The organism is Paenibacillus thailandensis (assembly GCF_042685365.1).
Lineage (GTDB): Bacteria > Bacillota > Bacilli > Paenibacillales > Paenibacillaceae > Paenibacillus_AP > Paenibacillus_AP thailandensis.
Genome location: NZ_JBHUMY010000031.1, coordinates 1 through 18684, shown reverse-complemented (window position 1 = coordinate 18684; position 18684 = coordinate 1). Strand labels below are relative to the sequence as shown.

At 54.7% G+C, this 18684-nt stretch carries 17 protein-coding genes, 1 other RNA gene and 2 pseudogenes; 18 read left to right on the top strand and 2 right to left on the bottom strand.

Annotated elements, in window-relative coordinates:
• Positions 1-3: 3 nt before the first annotated feature.
• The 3 genes and pseudogenes from ACFSW5_RS20475 to ACFSW5_RS20465 form a co-directional block, all read left to right on the top strand.
• Positions 4-1188: a serine hydrolase domain-containing protein gene (locus tag ACFSW5_RS20475; protein ID WP_379277246.1), complete on the top strand. Its 1185-nt coding sequence runs from the start codon at positions 4-6 to the stop codon at positions 1186-1188.
• Positions 1189-1655: 467 nt separating this feature from the next.
• Entirely contained in the window at positions 1656-1877 is a 222-nt protein-coding gene (locus ACFSW5_RS20470) for a hypothetical protein (protein ID WP_379277244.1), read from the top strand.
• A gap of 334 nt (positions 1878-2211) precedes the next feature.
• Positions 2212-2463 (top strand): annotated as a pseudogene (locus ACFSW5_RS20465) (MGH1-like glycoside hydrolase domain-containing protein); the annotation flags it as partial.
• A gap of 1 nt (position 2464) precedes the next feature.
• Here ACFSW5_RS20465 and ACFSW5_RS20460 read toward each other — a convergent pair.
• Both ACFSW5_RS20460 and ACFSW5_RS20455 read right to left on the bottom strand, forming a co-directional pair.
• Positions 2465-2827: pseudogene (locus ACFSW5_RS20460) on the bottom strand (MGH1-like glycoside hydrolase domain-containing protein); the annotation flags it as partial.
• A gap of 291 nt (positions 2828-3118) precedes the next feature.
• Complete coding sequence (locus ACFSW5_RS20455; RefSeq protein ID WP_379277242.1) at positions 3119-4267, bottom strand: S8 family peptidase; 1149 nt, start codon at positions 4265-4267, stop codon at positions 3119-3121.
• A 517-nt stretch (positions 4268-4784) separates the two neighbouring features.
• Here ACFSW5_RS20455 and rpoE point away from each other — a divergent pair.
• The 15 genes from rpoE to ACFSW5_RS20380 all read left to right on the top strand — a co-directional run bounded on the left by rpoE (position 4785) and on the right by ACFSW5_RS20380 (position 18423).
• Positions 4785-5348, top strand: coding sequence for a DNA-directed RNA polymerase subunit delta (rpoE, locus tag ACFSW5_RS20450; RefSeq protein WP_379277240.1), 564 nt, complete (start codon positions 4785-4787; stop codon positions 5346-5348).
• Positions 5349-5826: 478 nt separating this feature from the next.
• A complete protein-coding gene (locus ACFSW5_RS20445) occupies positions 5827-7428 on the top strand; it encodes a CTP synthase (RefSeq protein WP_379277238.1) in 1602 nt (533 codons plus the stop codon).
• 164 nt (positions 7429-7592) lie between these two features.
• Positions 7593-7991 (top strand): response regulator, encoded by a 399-nt coding sequence (locus ACFSW5_RS20440; RefSeq protein ID WP_379277236.1) that lies wholly within the window; start codon positions 7593-7595, stop codon positions 7989-7991.
• A gap of 329 nt (positions 7992-8320) precedes the next feature.
• On the top strand, positions 8321-9175 hold the full coding sequence (gene fba, locus ACFSW5_RS20435; RefSeq protein WP_379277233.1) for a class II fructose-1,6-bisphosphate aldolase: 855 nt from the start codon (positions 8321-8323) through the stop codon (positions 9173-9175).
• 108 nt (positions 9176-9283) lie between these two features.
• Positions 9284-10540, top strand: coding sequence for a UDP-N-acetylglucosamine 1-carboxyvinyltransferase (locus ACFSW5_RS20430; RefSeq protein ID WP_379277230.1), 1257 nt, complete (start codon positions 9284-9286; stop codon positions 10538-10540).
• A 198-nt stretch (positions 10541-10738) separates the two neighbouring features.
• Positions 10739-12070, top strand: a complete 1332-nt coding sequence (gene rho, locus ACFSW5_RS20425; protein WP_379277228.1) for a transcription termination factor Rho — start codon at positions 10739-10741, stop codon at positions 12068-12070.
• A gap of 36 nt (positions 12071-12106) precedes the next feature.
• Complete coding sequence (locus tag ACFSW5_RS20420; RefSeq protein ID WP_379277225.1) at positions 12107-13366, top strand: radical SAM protein; 1260 nt, start codon at positions 12107-12109, stop codon at positions 13364-13366.
• Positions 13367-13493: 127 nt separating this feature from the next.
• Complete coding sequence (gene rpmE / locus ACFSW5_RS20415; protein ID WP_379277223.1) at positions 13494-13691, top strand: 50S ribosomal protein L31; 198 nt, start codon at positions 13494-13496, stop codon at positions 13689-13691.
• 80 nt (positions 13692-13771) lie between these two features.
• Complete coding sequence (locus ACFSW5_RS20410; RefSeq protein WP_379277220.1) at positions 13772-14194, top strand: hypothetical protein; 423 nt, start codon at positions 13772-13774, stop codon at positions 14192-14194.
• An 85-nt stretch (positions 14195-14279) separates the two neighbouring features.
• Positions 14280-14547: signal recognition particle sRNA large type (ffs, locus tag ACFSW5_RS20405), an RNA gene on the top strand.
• A gap of 233 nt (positions 14548-14780) precedes the next feature.
• Positions 14781-16565: a DNA polymerase III subunit gamma/tau gene (gene dnaX / locus ACFSW5_RS20400; RefSeq protein ID WP_379277218.1), complete on the top strand. Its 1785-nt coding sequence runs from the start codon at positions 14781-14783 to the stop codon at positions 16563-16565.
• A 142-nt stretch (positions 16566-16707) separates the two neighbouring features.
• Positions 16708-17019, top strand: a complete 312-nt coding sequence (locus ACFSW5_RS20395; protein ID WP_379277215.1) for a YbaB/EbfC family nucleoid-associated protein — start codon at positions 16708-16710, stop codon at positions 17017-17019.
• Between the two features lie 40 nt (positions 17020-17059).
• Positions 17060-17659 carry a recombination mediator RecR gene (gene recR / locus ACFSW5_RS20390; protein WP_379277212.1) on the top strand — a complete coding sequence of 200 codons (600 nt, stop codon included), beginning with the start codon at positions 17060-17062 and terminating at the stop codon, positions 17657-17659.
• A gap of 226 nt (positions 17660-17885) precedes the next feature.
• On the top strand, positions 17886-18158 hold the full coding sequence (locus ACFSW5_RS20385; protein WP_379277209.1) for a YaaL family protein: 273 nt from the start codon (positions 17886-17888) through the stop codon (positions 18156-18158).
• Between the two features lies 1 nt (position 18159).
• Positions 18160-18423, top strand: coding sequence for a pro-sigmaK processing inhibitor BofA family protein (locus tag ACFSW5_RS20380; protein WP_379277207.1), 264 nt, complete (start codon positions 18160-18162; stop codon positions 18421-18423).
• The last annotated feature ends 261 nt before the right edge of the window (positions 18424-18684 follow it).

Sequence of the window (18684 nt, the reverse complement as noted above, 5' to 3'; positions counted from 1 at the left end):
TAAATGGAAAAGAAAACAACAGAAAATTTTAGTTCGTTAGAAAATATGAAGGAAAAAGGATTCGCTGCCGGTCAGGATCGCCCGGAGCTGCAGAAGGCCATCCAAGAGATCGTCGATTCCGGTTTCCTCGGGGTGCAGCTGCGCGTGAACGATGAGCAGGGCGAGTGGGTCGGCAGCGCCGGGGTGAGCAGGTTGGGCGAGGAGGCGAAGCCGCCTACAAACGGGCACTTCCGGATAGGCAGCAACACCAAGACCTTCACCGCGACCGTGGTGCTGCAATTGGTTGCCGAGGGCAGGATCGGGCTGGACGACCCGGTGGTAGACTACCTGCCTGAGTTCGGGCTGGACCGGCGGATCACGGTGCGGATGCTGCTGCAACACACCAGCGGGGTGTTCAACTTCACCGGCGAGTATTACGAAGACGGGACGGTCGTGCCGGGGATCCCCTGGCAGGGCCAGGAGTGGGTAGACAGCCGGTTCAAGACCTACCGGCCGGAGGAGCTGGTACAGCTGGCTTTATCCAAGCCGGCGCGATTCGAGCCGGGAACGGACTGGAGCTATTCCAACACCAACTACGTGCTGGCCAGGCTGCTGATCGAGAAGGTCACCGGCAGCTCGCTCGCCGAGGAGATGCAGCGGTTGATTCTGGGGCCGCTTGGGCTGTCTGGTACCGTGGTACCAGACACGCAGCCGGAGATCCCCGAACCACACGCCCACGCCTACTACCGGTACGAGGACGCCGGCGAGCAGAAGACGGTCGACATCACCCGCCAGAACCCCTCCTGGATCTCCACCGGCGGCGACATGATCTCGACCACCAAGGATCTCCACACGTTCATCTCCGCGCTAATGGGCGGCGAGCTCCTCCCGGCCCCGCTGCTGGCCGAGATGTGCAAGCCGTATCCCAAAATCGGGTATGGCCTGGGGGTGTTCGTGCAGAACGCCGGTCCGAACGGCGACGTTACCATCATCACCCACAACGGCGGCATTTCGGGCTACGCGGCATTGATGTACAGCACGCCAGACGGCAGCAAGACCCTGACCGCCTCCGTGAATTATGTGGACGACGTCGCCATGTCCCTGGCAGCGGCGTTCCAGAAGGCGATTCCGAAGCTCGTCGAGGAGGTGTTCGGCGGCGGGCAGGCCGGGTCGGCTGACGCGGCCGAGCCAGCCAGTAAACAGGACTGAGCACCGTGGCCGCTATTAAAAGAAGAACGTCCCTGTGGATGTTCTCTTTTTTTTCTTATTTCGGATAATCAAGCGAATTACTACACTCTCCAAAGTGTTGAGGTTTGCCATTGCTAAGCACTTTGTGAGGAATTAAAAGAATACCTTTGGTAACAAAATGTGTTTTTTAAGACATATGTACAAAATCAAATCCCGGTTTTGTGCAAAAGTATAATAAGCAAACGCCAAGTATTGGAAATTGGAGAATTCGAGGATGTAAATATTTCTATTAAAAATCAGCGCTGTTTTAAAAATAACCAATAAGACAGCTCGCTTAATGAAACAACAGCAAAAATATAAGAATGGCGGTGCTGGCATCTGCACTAAAAAAGCGGCAACTAAGACTTTATTCCGCATCTTAGTTGCCGCTCTTTTGTTTATATATTTTAAAACCCAACACTATCCTGCTCAAAAAACCTTCAGTATCAATGACGCTGCCGATGGGGATGGCGCTCGACAAGGAGCTCCGGTTCGAGACGGTGTTCCGGTACCGCCACATTTACCCGACGGCGATCGATCTGGTCGCGTCCGGCAAAGTGAACGTCAAGGGCATCGTGACCGATCTGTTCGATTTCGACGATATCCAGAACGCAATGGACCGAAGCGTCGAGGACAAGGCGAATATGGTAAAGGCGGTTGTCCGGTTTTAACGTTTATATCCACGCCCCGAACGCCGGCCGCTCTGGGCCGACGGTCAGGATGTGCATATCGCGCAGGCGCCGACGCCTGCGCTTTTTTTATAACAATTTATAAGGCGGTCCCTAAGACTTGGACGACGAAGATCGTCTCTGCTTGTCGAAAAAAATTGCTTCTCCCATTGGAACGATCGGCCGCAGCCGATATAATGGGGGCACAACGAGAAATGCTGTCCGGCCGACGAAGCCGGGCGGGGAGGGGGCAAGCCGTGTTTTATTCGTTGCGCAACCGTTTGATCGCCATATTCGTTTTGCTGTTCGTATTGGCTTTCTGTACGATGTCGGTCGCATGTACGAGGCGATGGCCCGCTACGACGATTGGCTCGCCTTTAACCGCAACACGCGGGGCACCGGCTGCGTGGAGGCGTTCAGCGCGTTCGATACCGGCCACGACCTGTCGCCCCGCTTCTGGCACGTGCCGGATACGCCGCATCTCGGCGATCCCGCCCTCGTTTACCCGGATTCGCCGGTGCTGCCCTTCTTGGCGCCGGATTTGACGGCTAACGTCTACTGCCAAAGGCTGTATTTGGCCCGAATGGCATGCCCGCCGGGAATCGAATCCAGCTTTCGCCGTTCCGGTAAATTTCCGATTGCTCCATGCCGTTCAGCAGCTCGAATGCGATGCCGTCCACCGTCCGGCCGTAGGCGGTTTCTCCGGTCGGATCCTCCCCATGGTCCAAAGCGTACGGCCGCAGGGCGGTAAACCATAGCTCGCCGGACGGAGCCGGAAGAATGCCGCACAGCCGTTCCGTATAGTCGAGCAGACATAAGATCGACGGCGAATACGCTTCGGTAAAGCCTTCGGCCCCGGTCCACGGGCTAATCGTCTGCGCGAACCGCTCCGCGCGGGCAAATGCGGACAAAATCGGCTGCATCGCCCAAGTCAGCTCGACATGGCGGCAATGTTAGTCAAGGCGTGGCAGTTATTCAATGAAACCGCCCGACGTTTAGCGGGTCGCACCGCTAAGCGATGGAGCGGTTTCATTGTGCAGGTTAAGATTACATCGTTAAAGTCTTTCTTTGCCTTAGGAATTCTTCTCCTCATGATAGGCTTCCCATAGGGGCCGATGTAATCTGAGATCCACGGTAAGGATTCGAGGCGCGGGCTGTTGCGCAGCAAGTAGCCGCTCACGAGTTGGGTGAAGCAGCCTATAAGATTAGAGATGATCCGCCGCAGCCAAACGAAGGCCGCCAAGCTACAGGCGCTCGGCGGCTTGAATCATGCGGGTGACGTCCAGCTCGCCGATATTTCGGCGGGTTTTCACGCCTCTAAGCGGAACGAGGGAGCGCTTCAGTATCGTCTTGATTTCGGTAGGGGACAGCCCCGGTTTATAGGCGAGCAGCAAGGCGATCGCGCCAGACACATGGGAGGTGGCCATCGACGTGCCGCTCATTTCATGGTATTTGCCGCGAAGCCAAGCGGATATAATTTTGTCGCCGGGCGCATAAACATCAATATAGGCACCGCGGTTGCTGAACGGCGCAATCCGCCGCAGCTTGTTCGTAGCGCCTACGGATATTGTCGAAGCATATCGAGCCGGATAGTCGATCGACCGGCGTTTGGCGTCGTTGCCGGATGAAGCGACTATGATCACCCCGGCGTTGTGGGCGTTCGTTACCGCGTTCAGCAGCGCTTTGCTGCGGGTTTTCATGCCGAAGCTCATGTTAATGACGTTAACCCGGTTACGGACGCACCAATCGATGCCCAATATAATGTCGGACACAAAGGCGCTGCCGTTATGGTCGAACGCTTTGACGGGATAAATAAGCGAACGCGGCGCAACTCCGATCATGCCGGTCAACTGGTTGGCCGCGGCAATGGTTCCGGCGATATGAGTGCCGTGGCCGTTGTCGTCATGCGGCAGCATGCTTCGGTTGAGCAGGTTGATGCCGCGCGACAACGAGTGCCGCAAGTCCGGGTGGCTGAAATCGACGCCGGTATCGATGACGCCGACCTTGACCCGGTGGCCGGTCGTCGTGCCCCATATTAAAGGGGCTTTAATTTGCTGAACGCCCCAGGGAATGCCTTTGTCGAACAAGGAAGACTTCTGGGGGGACGAGTGGACGGCGATTCGTCTGTCATGCTCGATCACGATATCTTCCGAGAAGCGGCCGGGCGTATCGATGAAGGGCAGCGGGCAGGAAATGCCGCGAATGATAGGTATCGGTTTCACTAAGCTCAACGGCGAGGCGGAGTTCGAATCGTTCTGTTTCACTTCCGACCAATCCTGCAGGAAACGGCGGTAATCGCCAGGACGCTGGAATCGTATAATTTGTTTATGCGCACTCTGGCGGGCGCTCGCAACGGTGTCCCGCAGCCAGCGGAGAAAAGCGTTCATATCCAAGTTGACGTTCCCTCCCGACGGACGTTGCTGCCATATTGTATGAGGGGGGAGGGGCGCATGCATGAGCAACCTGCCTTTTTTCCGGCAAATAGGCATGAAACCGTGTCAAAAAACGTTGTGAATCATACGATGGATTAAGAGCCCTAGCGGCTCTTGCATTCCCGGGGGCACCTAAATGCCGTCGCCGGGCGGATACAGTCAAAGCGAAAGGGCCCCCCTTTCGCTTTTTTTCGTTTTGATGCCCCTCCCCAAACCCCTCCAATGGAGGAACCCCAATGAGCCCCCCTGCTGCGCGGCCGTCTTCGACAATCAGTCCGGCTATGTCCTAACGGACAAAGCTTCCCTTTTTGTGCGGATTAACCCGATGATGTGCGGAGTTCACAGGGCGCGCAATATCGGGTGTGGGAAGGGCTAAAGCGTATGCTTGCTTTTTCATAGGAAATAGGTTTTACTATATGGTGAAAATGTGAATGATGGAACTGTACGCCACCATATTGGCAAGAGAGGAAGTGACGGTATGAGCACCAGCAATTACGCGCTGAAGCTCGATCCCGAGCGGGTTAGCGAGATGCCGATGGTCGATCTGGCCTTCGAAGTGCTTAAAGCAGCGAATACACCGTTTTATTACCGCGATCTCATTCAGGAAATCGCCAAGATCCGGGGCTTAAGCGAAGAACAGTTTAACGATGTGATCGCGCACGTATATACGGAAATCAATATCGACGGGCGTTTCGCATGCGTCGGGTCGAATATGTGGGGCCTCAAGCGCTGGTATCCGGTCGAGCGTTCGGAGGATCCGATCGCGAACTCCAAGCGGCCGCGCATCATCAACGACGAGGACGACGACGAGGATCTGTACGCGGACGACGAGGAAGAAGTATACGTATCCGACGAAGAGGATTACGACGTCTACGACGAAGACGGCGAAGACGATCTGTTCGAGGATGCCGAAGACGAAGAGGAAGTCGACGAAGAGGTCGTTCTGGACGGCGAGGATCTCGAGGAAGAGGACGCCGAGGACGAACTGGACGCCGACGAGGAAGAAATCGACGAGTTCGACGAAGACGAGGACGAGCGATAACATTTACCTTCAAAAGAACAGGAAACGGCGACAATTACTGACAAGGATTGTGCGCCGTTTCGTGCTTGACATGACTTATCGGCGAAGGTAAACTATAGCATGGGCTTAAGATTTGGTTAACAAATAACCTTAATAACAGGCGATTCGTGAAAGTGCCCCGTACATTACGGGTGTCACTTTTTTTGTTTGTAGGGGCTTCTTCCCTGCATTTTTTCGTGTTCGAATGAACGCCTCGAAAAGGCGTTTTCCCCAATCAAGGACATATAGAACGAGAACGACGAATCGTTACCGCTTATCTCCCGAGAGCACCCTTATATTCCATAGGCGAAACGTTGCCGTCCCGGTTCCGGGGCGCTCGCGAACGATTTCCGCTTGTCCATAATATGGACAGTCCTTTCTTGGCGCATCGATCCATGTTTGCGAAATAATTGGGCAAACCTAAACATTAATTAATAGGAGCTTGGAGGTTTTCTGCACAGTGACGAAATATATTTTTGTAACCGGCGGCGTCGTTTCATCTTTAGGCAAAGGGATTACGGCGGCGTCTCTCGGACGGTTGTTGAAGAACAGAGGATTGAAGGTAACGATCCAGAAATTCGATCCTTACATTAATGTGGACCCGGGAACGATGAGCCCGTATCAGCATGGCGAAGTTTTCGTTACGGACGACGGTGCGGAAACCGACCTTGACCTCGGCCATTATGAGCGCTTTATCGATATCAATCTTTCCAAGAACAGCAGCGTGACGACGGGCAAAATTTACTCCCACGTCATCTCGAAGGAGCGCCGCGGCGAATACTTGGGCGGAACGGTGCAGGTTATTCCGCATATTACGAACGAGATCAAGGAACGCGTATACCGCGCCGGCAAAGAAGCGGGTTCCGACGTTGTCATTACGGAAATCGGCGGCACGGTCGGCGACATCGAGAGCTTGCCTTTCCTTGAAGCGATCCGCCAAATCAAGAGCGATGTCGGCCGCGACAACGTCATGTACATTCACGTAACGCTCGTGCCGTTTATCAAGGCGGCCGGCGAAGTGAAGACGAAGCCGACCCAACATAGCGTGAAGGAGCTTCGCAGCATCGGCATCCAGCCGAACGTTATCGTATGCCGTACCGAGCACTCGTTGACGGACGAGCTGAAGCGGAAGATCGGCCTGTTCTGCGACATCGACGCCAGTGCGGTCGTGGAATGCATCGATGCGTCCACGCTGTACGACGTGCCGCTTCTGCTTCAGGAGCAGAAGCTGGACGATATCGTGTGCAACCATTTGAAGCTGCCGGAAGCGGTAGCGGACATGACCGAATGGACCCAGATGGTGGAGCGCGTCAAATCGCTGCACAAACGCGTGGAAATTGCGATCGTCGGCAAATACGTGGCGCTGCACGACGCTTACTTGAGCATCGTCGAATCGCTTGGCCATGCCGGCATCGATAACGACGCCGACGTCAAGATCCGCTGGGTGAACGCGGAGGAAGTGACGGACGAGAACGTAGCGGGCAAGCTGCAAGGCGTGCAAGGCATTCTGGTGCCGGGCGGATTCGGCGACCGCGGCATCGAAGGCAAAATTTCGGCTATCCGTTACGCACGCGAGAACCGCATCCCGTTCTTCGGCATTTGCCTCGGCATGCAGGTAGCGGTTATCGAATACGCGCGGAACGTCGTTCGTCTCGAGAACGCGAACAGCTCGGAAATCAATCCTTCGACGCCTTATCCGGTGATCGATCTGCTGCCTGAACAGAAGGATATCGAGGACCTGGGCGGTACGATGCGCCTTGGCTTGTATCCGTGCAAGCTTGTTCCGGGATCGCTTGCCGCAGCCGAATACGGCGGCGAGCTTGTGTACGAGCGTCACCGCCACCGGTACGAATTCAATAACGAATACCGCGAGCAGATCGAAGCGGCGGGTCTACGCATCTCCGGCACAAGCCCGGACGGCCGCCTTGTCGAGATGGTCGAAATGCCGGATCATCCTTGGTTCCTTGCGGTTCAATTCCATCCGGAATTTACGTCGCGCCCTAACCGTCCTCAGCCGCTGTTCCGCGGTTTTGTCCGCGCCGCGCTGAGCCTTTCGGAGTAGTATACCGACCTGTAACATGCCGTCTGCTTTCCCTTGCGGGAGAGCGGGCGGCATTTTTTTGCCCGGGAAAAGAAGGATTATCCATCTTATCCCTCGAATACCTAAGCAATTGGGGAGTGACCAATATTAGGGGCCTGTGACAGCTCTCGGGAGGTAGGGTCAAATTGGATAAGAAAAGCGTGTTGATCGTGGACGATCAGAACGGGATTCGCGTGCTGTTAATGGAAGTGTTCAACAGCGAAGGGTACCATACATATCAGGCGTCAAACGGCAAGATTGCGCTCGAGATCGTTAAGGAACATTCGCCGGACATGGTTCTGCTCGACATGAAAATTCCCGGGATGGACGGTCTTGAAATTTTAAAGCATATCAAGTCGATCAATAAAGATATTAAAGTCATTATGATGACCGCTTACGGCGAGCTCGACATGATTAAAGAAGCGACCGATCTGGGCGCTCTCATGCATTTCACGAAGCCGTTCGACATCGACGAGATGCGGATTGCGGTCAATATGCAATTGCGGGGCGACAGCCCGAACAACCGCTTTGCGGTGGGGTCCTGACGGGCCCCGAACATGCCTCTTTTTTCTCCGTGCTTCCAGCGTTATTCCGTCTTGCCGGCCAGGCAAGCCCGCACCCCTTCGTTCATCCGTCGCATCCGGCGCGCCAATATGAGGTTCCTTAAACTTTACATTAAAATCGCTTCATATCTGTCCCCATCGGACCAAAAGCCATTATAATTGCTGGCAGGCCATCCTCTTCTGCGGACAAGCGGCCCGGGCCGCCCGGGCAATACTATTGTCCGCTTCATTGTGGTATAATGACTCAGGATAACCTGTCATAGACAAGCTTTATCTTTTTCAAAAAGAATGAACTGGGAGGAAGACCAACTATGCCACTCGTATCAATGAATGAGTTTTTGCCGAAAGCTAAGGCCGGCAAGTTTGCCGTAGGTCAGTTCAACATGAATAACCTGGAATTCGCTCAAGCCATTACGGAAGCGGCCATGGAAGAGAAATCGCCGTTTATTTTCGGCGTAAGCGAAGGCGCGCTGAAGTACATGGGGATTGAATATACCGTCGCGCTTGCCGAAGCGGCGGCCAAGCAATCCGGTCTGCCGATCGCTCTTCATCTGGATCACGGCAGCAGCTTTGAGATGGCGATGAAATGTATTCGCGCAGGTTTCACCTCGGTTATGTTCGACGGATCCCACTATCCGCTCGAAGAGAACATCGCCATTACGAAAGAAGTCGTCAAAGCGGCTCACGCAATGGGCGTTTCGGTCGAAGGCGAACTCGGTACGATCGGTGGCGTAGAGGACGATATTAGCGTTGACGAAGAGCACGCGTCGCTCGCCAAGCCTGAAGAAGCGATCCGTTTCTATGAAGAAACAGGCGTGGACTGCCTTGCCATTGCGGTAGGAACGGCGCACGGCATGTATAAGGGCGAACCTAAAATCCATTACGATATTATCCAGAAAGTTACGGACGCGATTCCGGTTCCGGTCGTGCTGCACGGCGGCTCGGGCGTTCCGGACGAAGCGATCCGCTTGTCTATTGCCGCCGGCGTAGGCAAAATCAACGTGAATACGGAAAACCAAGTAGCTTGCACGAATGCGATCCGCGAGAAGCTGGCATCCGACAGCAAAGTTTACGATCCACGCAAATATATGACGCCTGCGCGCGATGCGATGAAGGCGGTCGTACGCGAAAAAATCCGTCTGTTCGGAAGCAGCAATCAGGCATAACCTGCCCTTTACGCGAGCGGGTGCAATTCGCCTGATGCGGCAAGCAAGCGGCTCCGCTTGCTTGCCGCATCCTATTTGGTCTTCCAAAACATGAGAGGATACACATTGATGGAGAAACTGATGATACGCGGCGGCAAAGAGCTGCGGGGAACCGTTCAAATTAGCGGAGCAAAAAATAGCGCGGTAGCTTTAGTGCCTGCCGCATTATTGGCAGAATCGGAAGTTGTCCTTGACAATTTGCCGCATTTGAGCGATGTGGCGGTATACAGCGAAATATTGCAGGAATTGGGCGCTTCGGTAACATGGAACGGCGACGTCATGCGCATCGACCCATCCCGTTTGCAGTCCAAGCCGATGCCTAACGGCAAAGTAAAGCTTCTTCGCGCATCCTATTATTTGATGGGCGCGATGCTGGGGCGGTTCGGCGAAGCGACGATCGGCTTGCCGGGAGGCTGCAACTTCGAACCGAGACCGATCGATCAGCATATTAAAGGCTTCGAAGCGCTTGGCGCGACCGTAACGAACGATCACGGTTCGATACGGATATCCGCGAAACAGCTTCGCGGCGCGAAAATTTATTTGGATGTCGTCAGCGTTGGCGCTACGATAAATATTATGCTGGCGGCTTCGAGAGCCAAAGGCTATACGACGATTGAAAACGCGGCAAAAGAGCCTGAAATCATAGATGTAGCTACACTTCTCAACGCCATGGGCGCCAAGATCAAAGGCGCCGGGACCGAAACGATTCGCATAGAAGGCGTCGACAGCTTGCACGGCTGCCGCCATTCCATCATTCCGGACCGCATTCAGGCGGGCACGTATATGATTATGGCCGCGGCCACGCGGGGCGACGTTCTGATCGACAACGTCATTCCGAAGCATCTGGAAGCGATGACGGCCAAGCTGATCGAAATGGGCGTACAGGTGGAAGAGCTGGACGAATCCATAAGGATCGTCGGCATGCCGGAATACGAGGCCGTCGACGTGAAAGCTTTGGTCTATCCGGGTTTCCCGACAGACCTGCAATCCCCGATGACCAGCTTGCTGACGCAGGCGAGCGGGGTAAGCATTCTGACGGATTATGTATACAATAACCGGTTCAAGCATGTGCCCGAGCTTATTCGCATGGGTGCGAACATCCGGGTCGAAGGCCGGTCGGCCGTCATCGAAGGCGGCAGCCTGAATGCCGCTGCAGTCCGTGCGGCGGACCTGCGGGCGGGCGCTGCTCTTGTCGTGGCGGGGCTCACGGTCAAAGAAGGCGTTACGGAAATTGCCGGCGTCGAATATATTGACCGGGGCTACGATCATTTGGTCGACAATCTGCAAAGATTGGGCGCCGAAGTGTGGCGCGAGACGGTTTCGTAGCGGCAGCGTATGACGATACGGTCTTTACGGACCGTATCATCAGGGACGCGACCGTATGACGTTTCCCGTCATTTTATGGTCGGCCGCGGGTCAAAAACCGGAAGCCCAGGCGCCGTTCCTAGGAATAGACGGCGCCGATTCCGGCAAAGCTGTTGAAGCAAATGTAAGCTTTTGAAAACTGAATAAAGTGGTGAGAACATGACCGATCTTCAGATCAGCGATCTGGAAGAGATGAAATTGACAGAGCTGTATAAGCTCGCGAAGCAATACCAGATTCCTTATTATGGTCAATTGAAAAAGAAAGAATTGATTTTTGCGATTTTACGGGCGCAAGCCGAACACGGCGGCCTCATGTTTATGGAAGGCGTGCTCGAAATTCTCCCTGAAGGCTTCGGTTTTTTGCGGCCGATCAATTACTTGCCGAGCAAGGAAGACATTTATATATCCGCTTCCCAAATCCGCAAGTTCGATCTTCGCACGGGCGACCTCGTATCCGGCAAGTGCCGGGCTCCGAAGGAAACCGAGAAATATTTCGGCTTGCTCCAGGTGAACGCGGTAAACGGAACGAATCCCGATCTCGCTTCCGAACGTTTGCATTTTCCGGCTTTAACTCCTCTTTATCCGCAGAAGAAACTTGTGCTTGAGACGACTTCATCCAAACTTTCCACAAGAATTATGGATTTGCTGGCCCCGGTAGGGCTTGGACAGCGCGGACTTATCGTAGCGCCGCCGAAAGCGGGCAAAACGTTGCTATTGAAGGAAATTGCCAACAGCATTTCGACGAACAATCCGGATATCGAGTTATTTGTGCTTTTGATTGACGAGCGTCCCGAAGAAGTTACGGACATGCAGCGTTCTGTAAAAGGCGAGGTCGTGTCTTCGACATTCGACGAGCTCCCCGAAAACCACATTAAAGTAGCGGAGCTTGTGCTCGAACGAGCTCTTCGTCTGGTGGAGCATAAGAAGGATGTCGTCATTTTGCTTGACAGCATCACCCGTCTTGCCCGCGCTTACAACCTCGTTGTGCCCGCGTCGGGCCGTACGCTGAGCGGCGGTATCGATCCCGCGGCGTTCCACCGCCCGAAACGTTTCTTCGGCGCAGCCCGCAACGTGGAGGAGGGCGGAAGCTTGACGATTCTGGCTACCGCGCTTATCGAGACCGGATCCCGTATGGACGATATCATTTACGAGGAATTTAAAGGCACGGGCAATATGGAGCTTCATCTGGACCGCAAGCTGGCGGAACGCCGCATTTTTCCCGCGATCGACATTCGCCGTTCGGGCACGCGCCGCGAGGAGATGCTGCTGACGAAGGAAGAGCTGGAGAAAGTATGGGCCATTCGCAAAAACATGAACGATTCGCTTGAATTTATCGACGGCTTCCTGAAAAAAATGAAGGAAACGAAGGACAACAGCGAGTTTCTGATGTCGCTCGACACGTCGGAAGAGCATAAGACCGAACGGCCGGTCGTTAGAACGAATACAGGCGGGCAAGCTTCGGGCCGCCGTACGGCACCGCGCACCAAGTAACGGGGCCGATGGCGGAAGTGGAAGGAGAATAGCAGCATGAATCTCGTTTATGCCGACGAGAACGGCAACGTGTTTGACCATCCGGATATGATTGGACTCGGCCGGAGCGGCGACATGATTATAGAACTGATGGAAGACGAGCTGATTCCGCTCCCGAGCGGAGCGACGCTTGTCGGATTGCCTCATACGCGTCCGGTCGGACTGGACCCGGAAACGGGCGAAATGCAAGTGCTGCCGGGCAATGTGCAGGCGGTCGGAGCATTGCTCCCGCAAGGCTACACGCGGCTTGCCCTTCCGGGCTATGCCAAGACGGACAAGAACGAAAAGTTCCCGTTGTTCGGCTATACGTCGGTCGTGTGGAAGGATGGACAATTTTTCGTGGCTGCAGAGCAAAGCGACGATCCGGAGAAATGGGATCCGCTGAACTGCGACCGCGACGAAGTGAGAAACCAGGTCGAATATCTGACCGGCAAATATCCCGAGAACCGGCTTTATAAGCACCTGTCCCATTGCGCGCTTGGCTACGAGTGCCTGACTTCGTCGAATACGTTCCTCCAGCGCTGGGAGGGCGGCGTACCCGTGTCGTATTCGTGCAATGCGGGCTGCTTCGGCTGCATCTCCGAGCAGCCGGACGACAGCGGATTCGTGGCGCCGCAAACGCGGATGAACTTTAAGCCGACCGTAGACGAGGTCGTCGAGGTTATGCTTGAGCATTTGCAGAAGCCCGATTCGATTATCAGCTTCGGGCAAGGCTGCGAAGGAGAGCCTTCGACGCAGGCGAAAATCATCGTCGAAGCGATTCGGCGCGTTCGGAGCCTGACGTCGCTTGGTTACATCAACATTAATACGAACGCGGGCTTGACCGATTTTATCCGCGCCATCGTGGACGCCGGTCTTGATTTGATGCGGGTCAGCACGATCAGCGCGCTGGACGAGCATTACAACGCGTACTACAAACCGCGTGCATACAATCTCGCCAACGTGGAGAAATCGCTGAAATACGCGACGGACAAAGGCGTTTACACGTCGATCAACTATTTGATTTTCCCCGGCGTGACGGATCGGGAGGAAGAGATCGAAGCGATGATCGGTTTTGCGAAGCGCACCGGCCTTCGCATGATTCAGATGCGTAACTTGAACATCGATCCCGAGAGCTATTTGGAGCTAATTCCGAAGCCGCAAGGCGAAATCTACGGAATGAAACAAATGCTCGAAATTTACAGGCAAGAGCTGCCGGATGTCGTGATCGGCTCCTTCACTCACTTGCCGCCGTCCTATTACGCGGCTCGCCGTTGAGACGTTAGTGCCAACAATACCCGATCGAATATGCATTGCATCGCATAGGCCGGCATGATATAATTTTTTTATGTGCGATTTGAACTCTGGATACGCATGTGATCCAGGGCAGAAAGAGGTGAACGAGATGAAACAAGATATTCATCCGACATACCACGTTTCCACTATTACTTGCGCTTGCGGCAACAGCTTCGAGACAGGTTCCGTTAAGAAGGATCTGCGCGTCGAAATTTGCTCCGCATGCCATCCGTACTTCACGGGCAAGCAGAAATTCGTGGACGTAGGCGGCCGTGTCGATCGTTTCAAAAAGAAATACGGCATCTAATAGCCGTGTGCGTTTTGCCTTCATTTGGCAGAATACAAGAACCTCCCTTAGCCATCCTATGGTCAAAGGGAGGTTTTTATATGTCTAATACCAAACGAATGCGGCGCCAGCAACGGTGGAAGCTGCGTATATTTATGTGGGGTTTTGCGGCCGTCGCGCTGCTTGCGGCATTGGCCGGCTGCGGCAACGACACGACTCCCCGCCATACACAAAGTTACGGCCACGACGGGTATCTGGGAGCGTCCAACAGCAATCCGAACCTGCCGAACCGGTATTCTTACTTGAATTACGGAAGCGACGGGAAGTTTGTCCGTCAGGTGCTCGAGCCGATCGACGGCATTAGGGACGTAAGGCTAAGCTTTAACGGAGGCAGGCTGGATGTCGATGTCATCGCCGAACCAAGCGTGCCGGATCAGGAATTGGAGAGATTGAGAGCCCAAGTGCATAAAGTCGTTCAATTCAATATGCCCCGTTATGACGTGCATGTCGATGTTTCCCAATAATGCGGAATTGGCACCGGACACCTAATAGAGGTTATTTATGACCTGAGGTTGCGATTTCGACACGAATCCGCTATACTTATCTGTGCCGTGCTAGACGGGGAGGTAGCGGTGCCCTGTAACTCGCAATCCGCTGTAGCGGGGTTGAATTCCTGTTTGAGGTCATGCCGATGTAGGGTCTGGCATTTGTGAATAGTGTTGACAGTCGGGTCCTCCGCAATGGACGCTTGTGAACCCGGTCAGGTCCGGAAGGAAGCAGCCGTAAGCAAGTTTGTTCATGTGCCGGGGGAGTGCCTGGCTCGAGCTAGGATACAAGGAAGCCGCCTGGATCGCATGTATCGGGAACAGGTGCACGGTATTAATACGATACTATTCATTATATGATTGATGCGAATGATTAAGCGCCTTATGCGCCATTGCGGAGTTCCGTTATGGCTGCCGGGGCGCTTTGTTTGTTTCGTCGCCTCCGAACGGGATTCGGCTCATCCGGCCCGATTCGGATAAAGGTTTTGCTTGCCGTACTCTTATTGTATAATAGAACAATCGAGACGAATGTCCGTTAACGGCAAGCTGGAAAGGAACGGTCCGCGTGACACATATCGCTTTATATCGTGCCTGGCGTCCGCAGACGTTTCGGGATATGGTCGGCCAGCAGCACATTATTCAAACGTTACAGAACGCAATCCGCGAGAACCGGGTGGCGCATGCTTACTTATTCAACGGCCCGCGCGGAACCGGCAAGACGACCGCGGCAAAAATCATGGCGAAGGCCGTCAACTGCGAGCACGGCCCGGCGATCGAGCCCTGCAACGAATGCGGCGCATGCCGCGGCATAACCGCCGGGCATGTCATGGATGTTATCGAGATCGACGCCGCGTCCAACCGGGGCATTGACGAAATTCGCGACATCCGGGAGAAGGTTAGGTATGCGCCTTCCGAAGTTCGGTATAAAGTATATATTATAGACGAGGTTCATATGCTGACGGCGGAAGCGTTTAACGCGCTCCTGAAGACGCTGGAGGAACCGCCCGGGCATGTTATTTTTATTCTTGCGACCACGGAGCCGCATAAGCTGCCCGCGACCATCATCTCGCGCTGCCAGCGGTTTGATTTCCGGCCAGTTTCTTTGCCGGAGCAGACGGAGCGGCTGCTGCAAATATGCAGGGAGGAGAACATCGCCGCCGACGAGGACGCGATCGCTTATATTGCGCGGCTGTCGGAAGGCGGCATGCGCGATGCGATCAGCCTGTTGGAGCAAGCTTCGGCGTTCGGCGGCGGCCGGATCACGCTGGAGGGGGCCGTCGAAGTGACCGGCGGTCTGGCTGCGGACCAGTTCTACGAGCTGGCCGAAGCGGTCCGGGACCGGGATGTCAGCGCGGCTCTTCCGTTAGTCGAGAAGCTGATGCAAGCCGGCAAAAGCGCCGATAAATGCATGGAGAACCTGATTTATTATTTCCGCGACCTGCTTGTGTTGAAGCTTGCGCCCAGCAGCGGAGCGGTAACCGAACGGGTCGTGGATGAAGGCAAGTTCCGCGCGATGGCCGATGCCTTCGACGCGGAGAGGCTCTTCCGGCTAATCGATACGCTCAACCGCTATCAGACGGAGATGAAGCACGCGCTGCAGCCTCAGACGCTGTTTGAGGTTGCGCTCATGAAGCTGTGCGCCGACAGCGGCGCGTCGTCCTCGGGCGCCTCGGTTTCCGCCGGCCAAGGAGCGGCACCCGCCGCCGATTCCGCCGAGCTGCAGCGGCTGCGCCAACAAGTCGAGGCGCTTGAGCGCAAGCTGGAGCAGCTGGCGAGAAGCGGGGCGGGTTCCGGCGAACCGGAGCGGGGCGCCGCACAAGCGGCGCAGCGTCCGTCCGGCCAGCGCAACGCCGTGGGCGGCCGCGGCGGCTTTGGCTCCGGCGGCCTCATGCGAACGGCCGTCAAGCTGGATCCGTTTCTGGCGGCAGCCGGTTCGCCGGCTACCGGCCAAGTGCGGTCGAGATGGGGCGAAGTGCTTCATCGCGTGAAGGAAACGAAAATTACCGTCCATGCTTGGCTGGTGGACGGGGAGCCGGTTGCGGCGGCCGACGATACGGTTCTCATCGCTTTCAAGAATACGATTCATAGGGAAACGACCGAAAAGCCCGCCAACCGCGAAATTATCGAGCGGGTGCTGCAGGATGTTTTCGGCAAACCGCTGCGTTTGGCAACCGTGCTGCAGAAAGAATGGCATTCGGCTTCCGCCGGCGGGGGCTCCGCAGAGCAGAGAGGCGAGCCGCTTCAGCTGCAGCCGGAGGAAGCGGGCGGCGGCGAACCCGGCGAACCGCCGTGGGTCGAGGAGGCCGTCAAGCTGTTCGGCGAAGATTTGGTTGTCGTGAAAGAAGATTGAGAAAACTTTATCGAGGCTTTTCGATGATGTGCGGCCGCGTTTAGCGGCAGGTTTTATCGCCAATAAGAATTGGAGTTCCGGAATAAGCGGGAAACTTCTAAATTCTTATGTGGTAAACCATTCCCATTCGAGGTGATTGATAATGAACAATATGAATCAAATGATGAAGCAAGTGAAAAAAATGCAGGAGCAAATGCTGAAAGCCCAGGAGCAGCTCGGCGAAAAAACCGTCGAAGGCACTGCCGGCGGCGGGGTTGTCCAAGTCACGATGAACGGACATAAGAAGCTGCTCAGCGTGGCGATTAAACCGGAAGCCGTAGATCCGGACGACGTCGAAATGCTGCAGGATCTCGTTTTGACTGCCGTGAACGATGCGCTGGCCAAAGCCGACGACATGGCGAACAAAGATATGAGCAAATATACAGGAAACCTTAAAATCCCGGGCTTGTTCTAAGCTTGTCCGGGCTGCTCGGCTTGAAAGGAGCTGCGCCTGTTTGTTTTATCCAGAACCGATAGCGAAATTAATTGATTCCTTTACCCGACTGCCGGGCATCGGGCCGAAAACGGCCGCCCGGCTTGCTTTTTACGTCCTTCGGATGAAAGAGGACGATGTGATCGATTTTGCGAAGGCGCTCGTCAGCGTAAAGCGGAATCTTCATTATTGTTCCGTATGCTGCAATATTACCGATGTCGACCCCTGCCATATTTGCCAGGACAAAGGGCGGGATACGTCCGTCATTTGCGTTGTTCAGGAATCGAAAGATCTGGTGGCGATGGAGCGGACGAAGGAATATCAAGGGCAATACCACGTCCTGCAAGGGGCCATATCCCCGATGGAGGGCGTCGGGCCGGACGAGATCCGGATTGCCGAGCTTCTTCGCCGATTGAGCGACGAGCGCGTGCAGGAGCTTATATTGGCGACCAATCCGAACATTGAAGGTGAAGCGACGGCCATGTACATTTCGCGCCTCGTCAAGCCGTTTGGCATCCGGGTTACCCGGATTGCGCACGGCCTTCCGGTTGGCGGAGATTTGGAGTACGCGGATGAAGTGACCTTATCGAAAGCGCTGGAAGGGCGCCGGGAGCTCTCTTAATTTAATAGCGATGACAAAGAGCGGATGAGCCTGCAGACTCATTCGTTCTTTTTTGTGTAGCGGTGTCTCCCTTCCCCGGACGGCGCCGTTTTTATTTAGGATCGATCTCGCCACCTTGTTCGGGAAATTTGCCGTTTGCCGTAAAGCGGCGTTCTATTCGGATTCTTTCTTTTATACATATAGTAGGGACGAAAAGAATACCGGACAAGCGTGGGAGGGATACGCGATGAGCATGCCCGAGCAGGGGTTGGAAAAGAAACCGGCAAGCCTATCCATCAACAGTCCTATAGGGAGTCTGGAGTGGATGGAGAAGCTCCGGGCCGAAATCGAAGAGGCCAAAAGAGATTGGCTAAACGCGAAACAGTTTTTTGAATATGCGGTCGGCGACGATCAGGTCGACTACGCGGTATATGCGATTATTTCCGCAGAGAAGCGATACGAAATGTTATTGCGAATGGCTAAGCAAAGCAAGCAGTGGCCGGAATGGTGGGGGGTCTAAAATGAAGACGTTATGGCTCGTATTGTTTGTCGTTTCTTCGTTAATGCTGTTATTCGTCTTGGTCCGGCACCGCGTGTCCTGGCGCGGATTGAGCAGCTTCTGCGTCCACTTTTTGCTCGCCGCGGCCGCCCTTTATGTGTTAAACGACTCCGGAATCATACCGGGCGTCCAAATTCCGCTTAACCCGGTTACGATCGGAACGGCGGTAGTTCTCGGGCTGCCCGGCGTCGCGCTGATGATCGGGGTGCAGTGGTTTATCGTTTAATTCGTCGTAGGAACAACATATCTTTCATCGCCCAATACCATTAGCACTTCCGACAGTTTCGGAATTTGGTATTAAAAAAGGTTGACGTGTTCAGGAGGAACGTGGTACATTAGTTCTCGCGCCAAACAGCAAGATGCAAGTCGGAAATAGATTCCAAAAAACTTTTTTTAAAAAACACTTGCATTGAACTAGGCGCCTGTGATATATTATAAAAGTCGCCGCTGAGAGACGCGGTGATAACGAAAGAAACGATTGTTCTTT

Coding starts and splice junctions, on each gene's coding strand:
- ACFSW5_RS20380 (WP_379277207.1), top strand. CDS start 18,160: ATGAAGACGTTATGGCTCGTATTGTTTGTCGTTTCTTCGTTAATGCTG.
- rho (WP_379277228.1), top strand. CDS start 10,739: ATGACCGATCTTCAGATCAGCGATCTGGAAGAGATGAAATTGACAGAG.
- rpoE (WP_379277240.1), top strand. CDS start 4,785: ATGAGCACCAGCAATTACGCGCTGAAGCTCGATCCCGAGCGGGTTAGC.
- ACFSW5_RS20410 (WP_379277220.1), top strand. CDS start 13,772: ATGTCTAATACCAAACGAATGCGGCGCCAGCAACGGTGGAAGCTGCGT.
- ACFSW5_RS20420 (WP_379277225.1), top strand. CDS start 12,107: ATGAATCTCGTTTATGCCGACGAGAACGGCAACGTGTTTGACCATCCG.
- ACFSW5_RS20430 (WP_379277230.1), top strand. CDS start 9,284: ATGGAGAAACTGATGATACGCGGCGGCAAAGAGCTGCGGGGAACCGTT.
- ACFSW5_RS20395 (WP_379277215.1), top strand. CDS start 16,708: ATGAACAATATGAATCAAATGATGAAGCAAGTGAAAAAAATGCAGGAG.
- ACFSW5_RS20475 (WP_379277246.1), top strand. CDS start 4: ATGGAAAAGAAAACAACAGAAAATTTTAGTTCGTTAGAAAATATGAAG.
- rpmE (WP_379277223.1), top strand. CDS start 13,494: ATGAAACAAGATATTCATCCGACATACCACGTTTCCACTATTACTTGC.
- ACFSW5_RS20470 (WP_379277244.1), top strand. CDS start 1,656: ATGACGCTGCCGATGGGGATGGCGCTCGACAAGGAGCTCCGGTTCGAG.
- ACFSW5_RS20385 (WP_379277209.1), top strand. CDS start 17,886: ATGAGCATGCCCGAGCAGGGGTTGGAAAAGAAACCGGCAAGCCTATCC.
- fba (WP_379277233.1), top strand. CDS start 8,321: ATGCCACTCGTATCAATGAATGAGTTTTTGCCGAAAGCTAAGGCCGGC.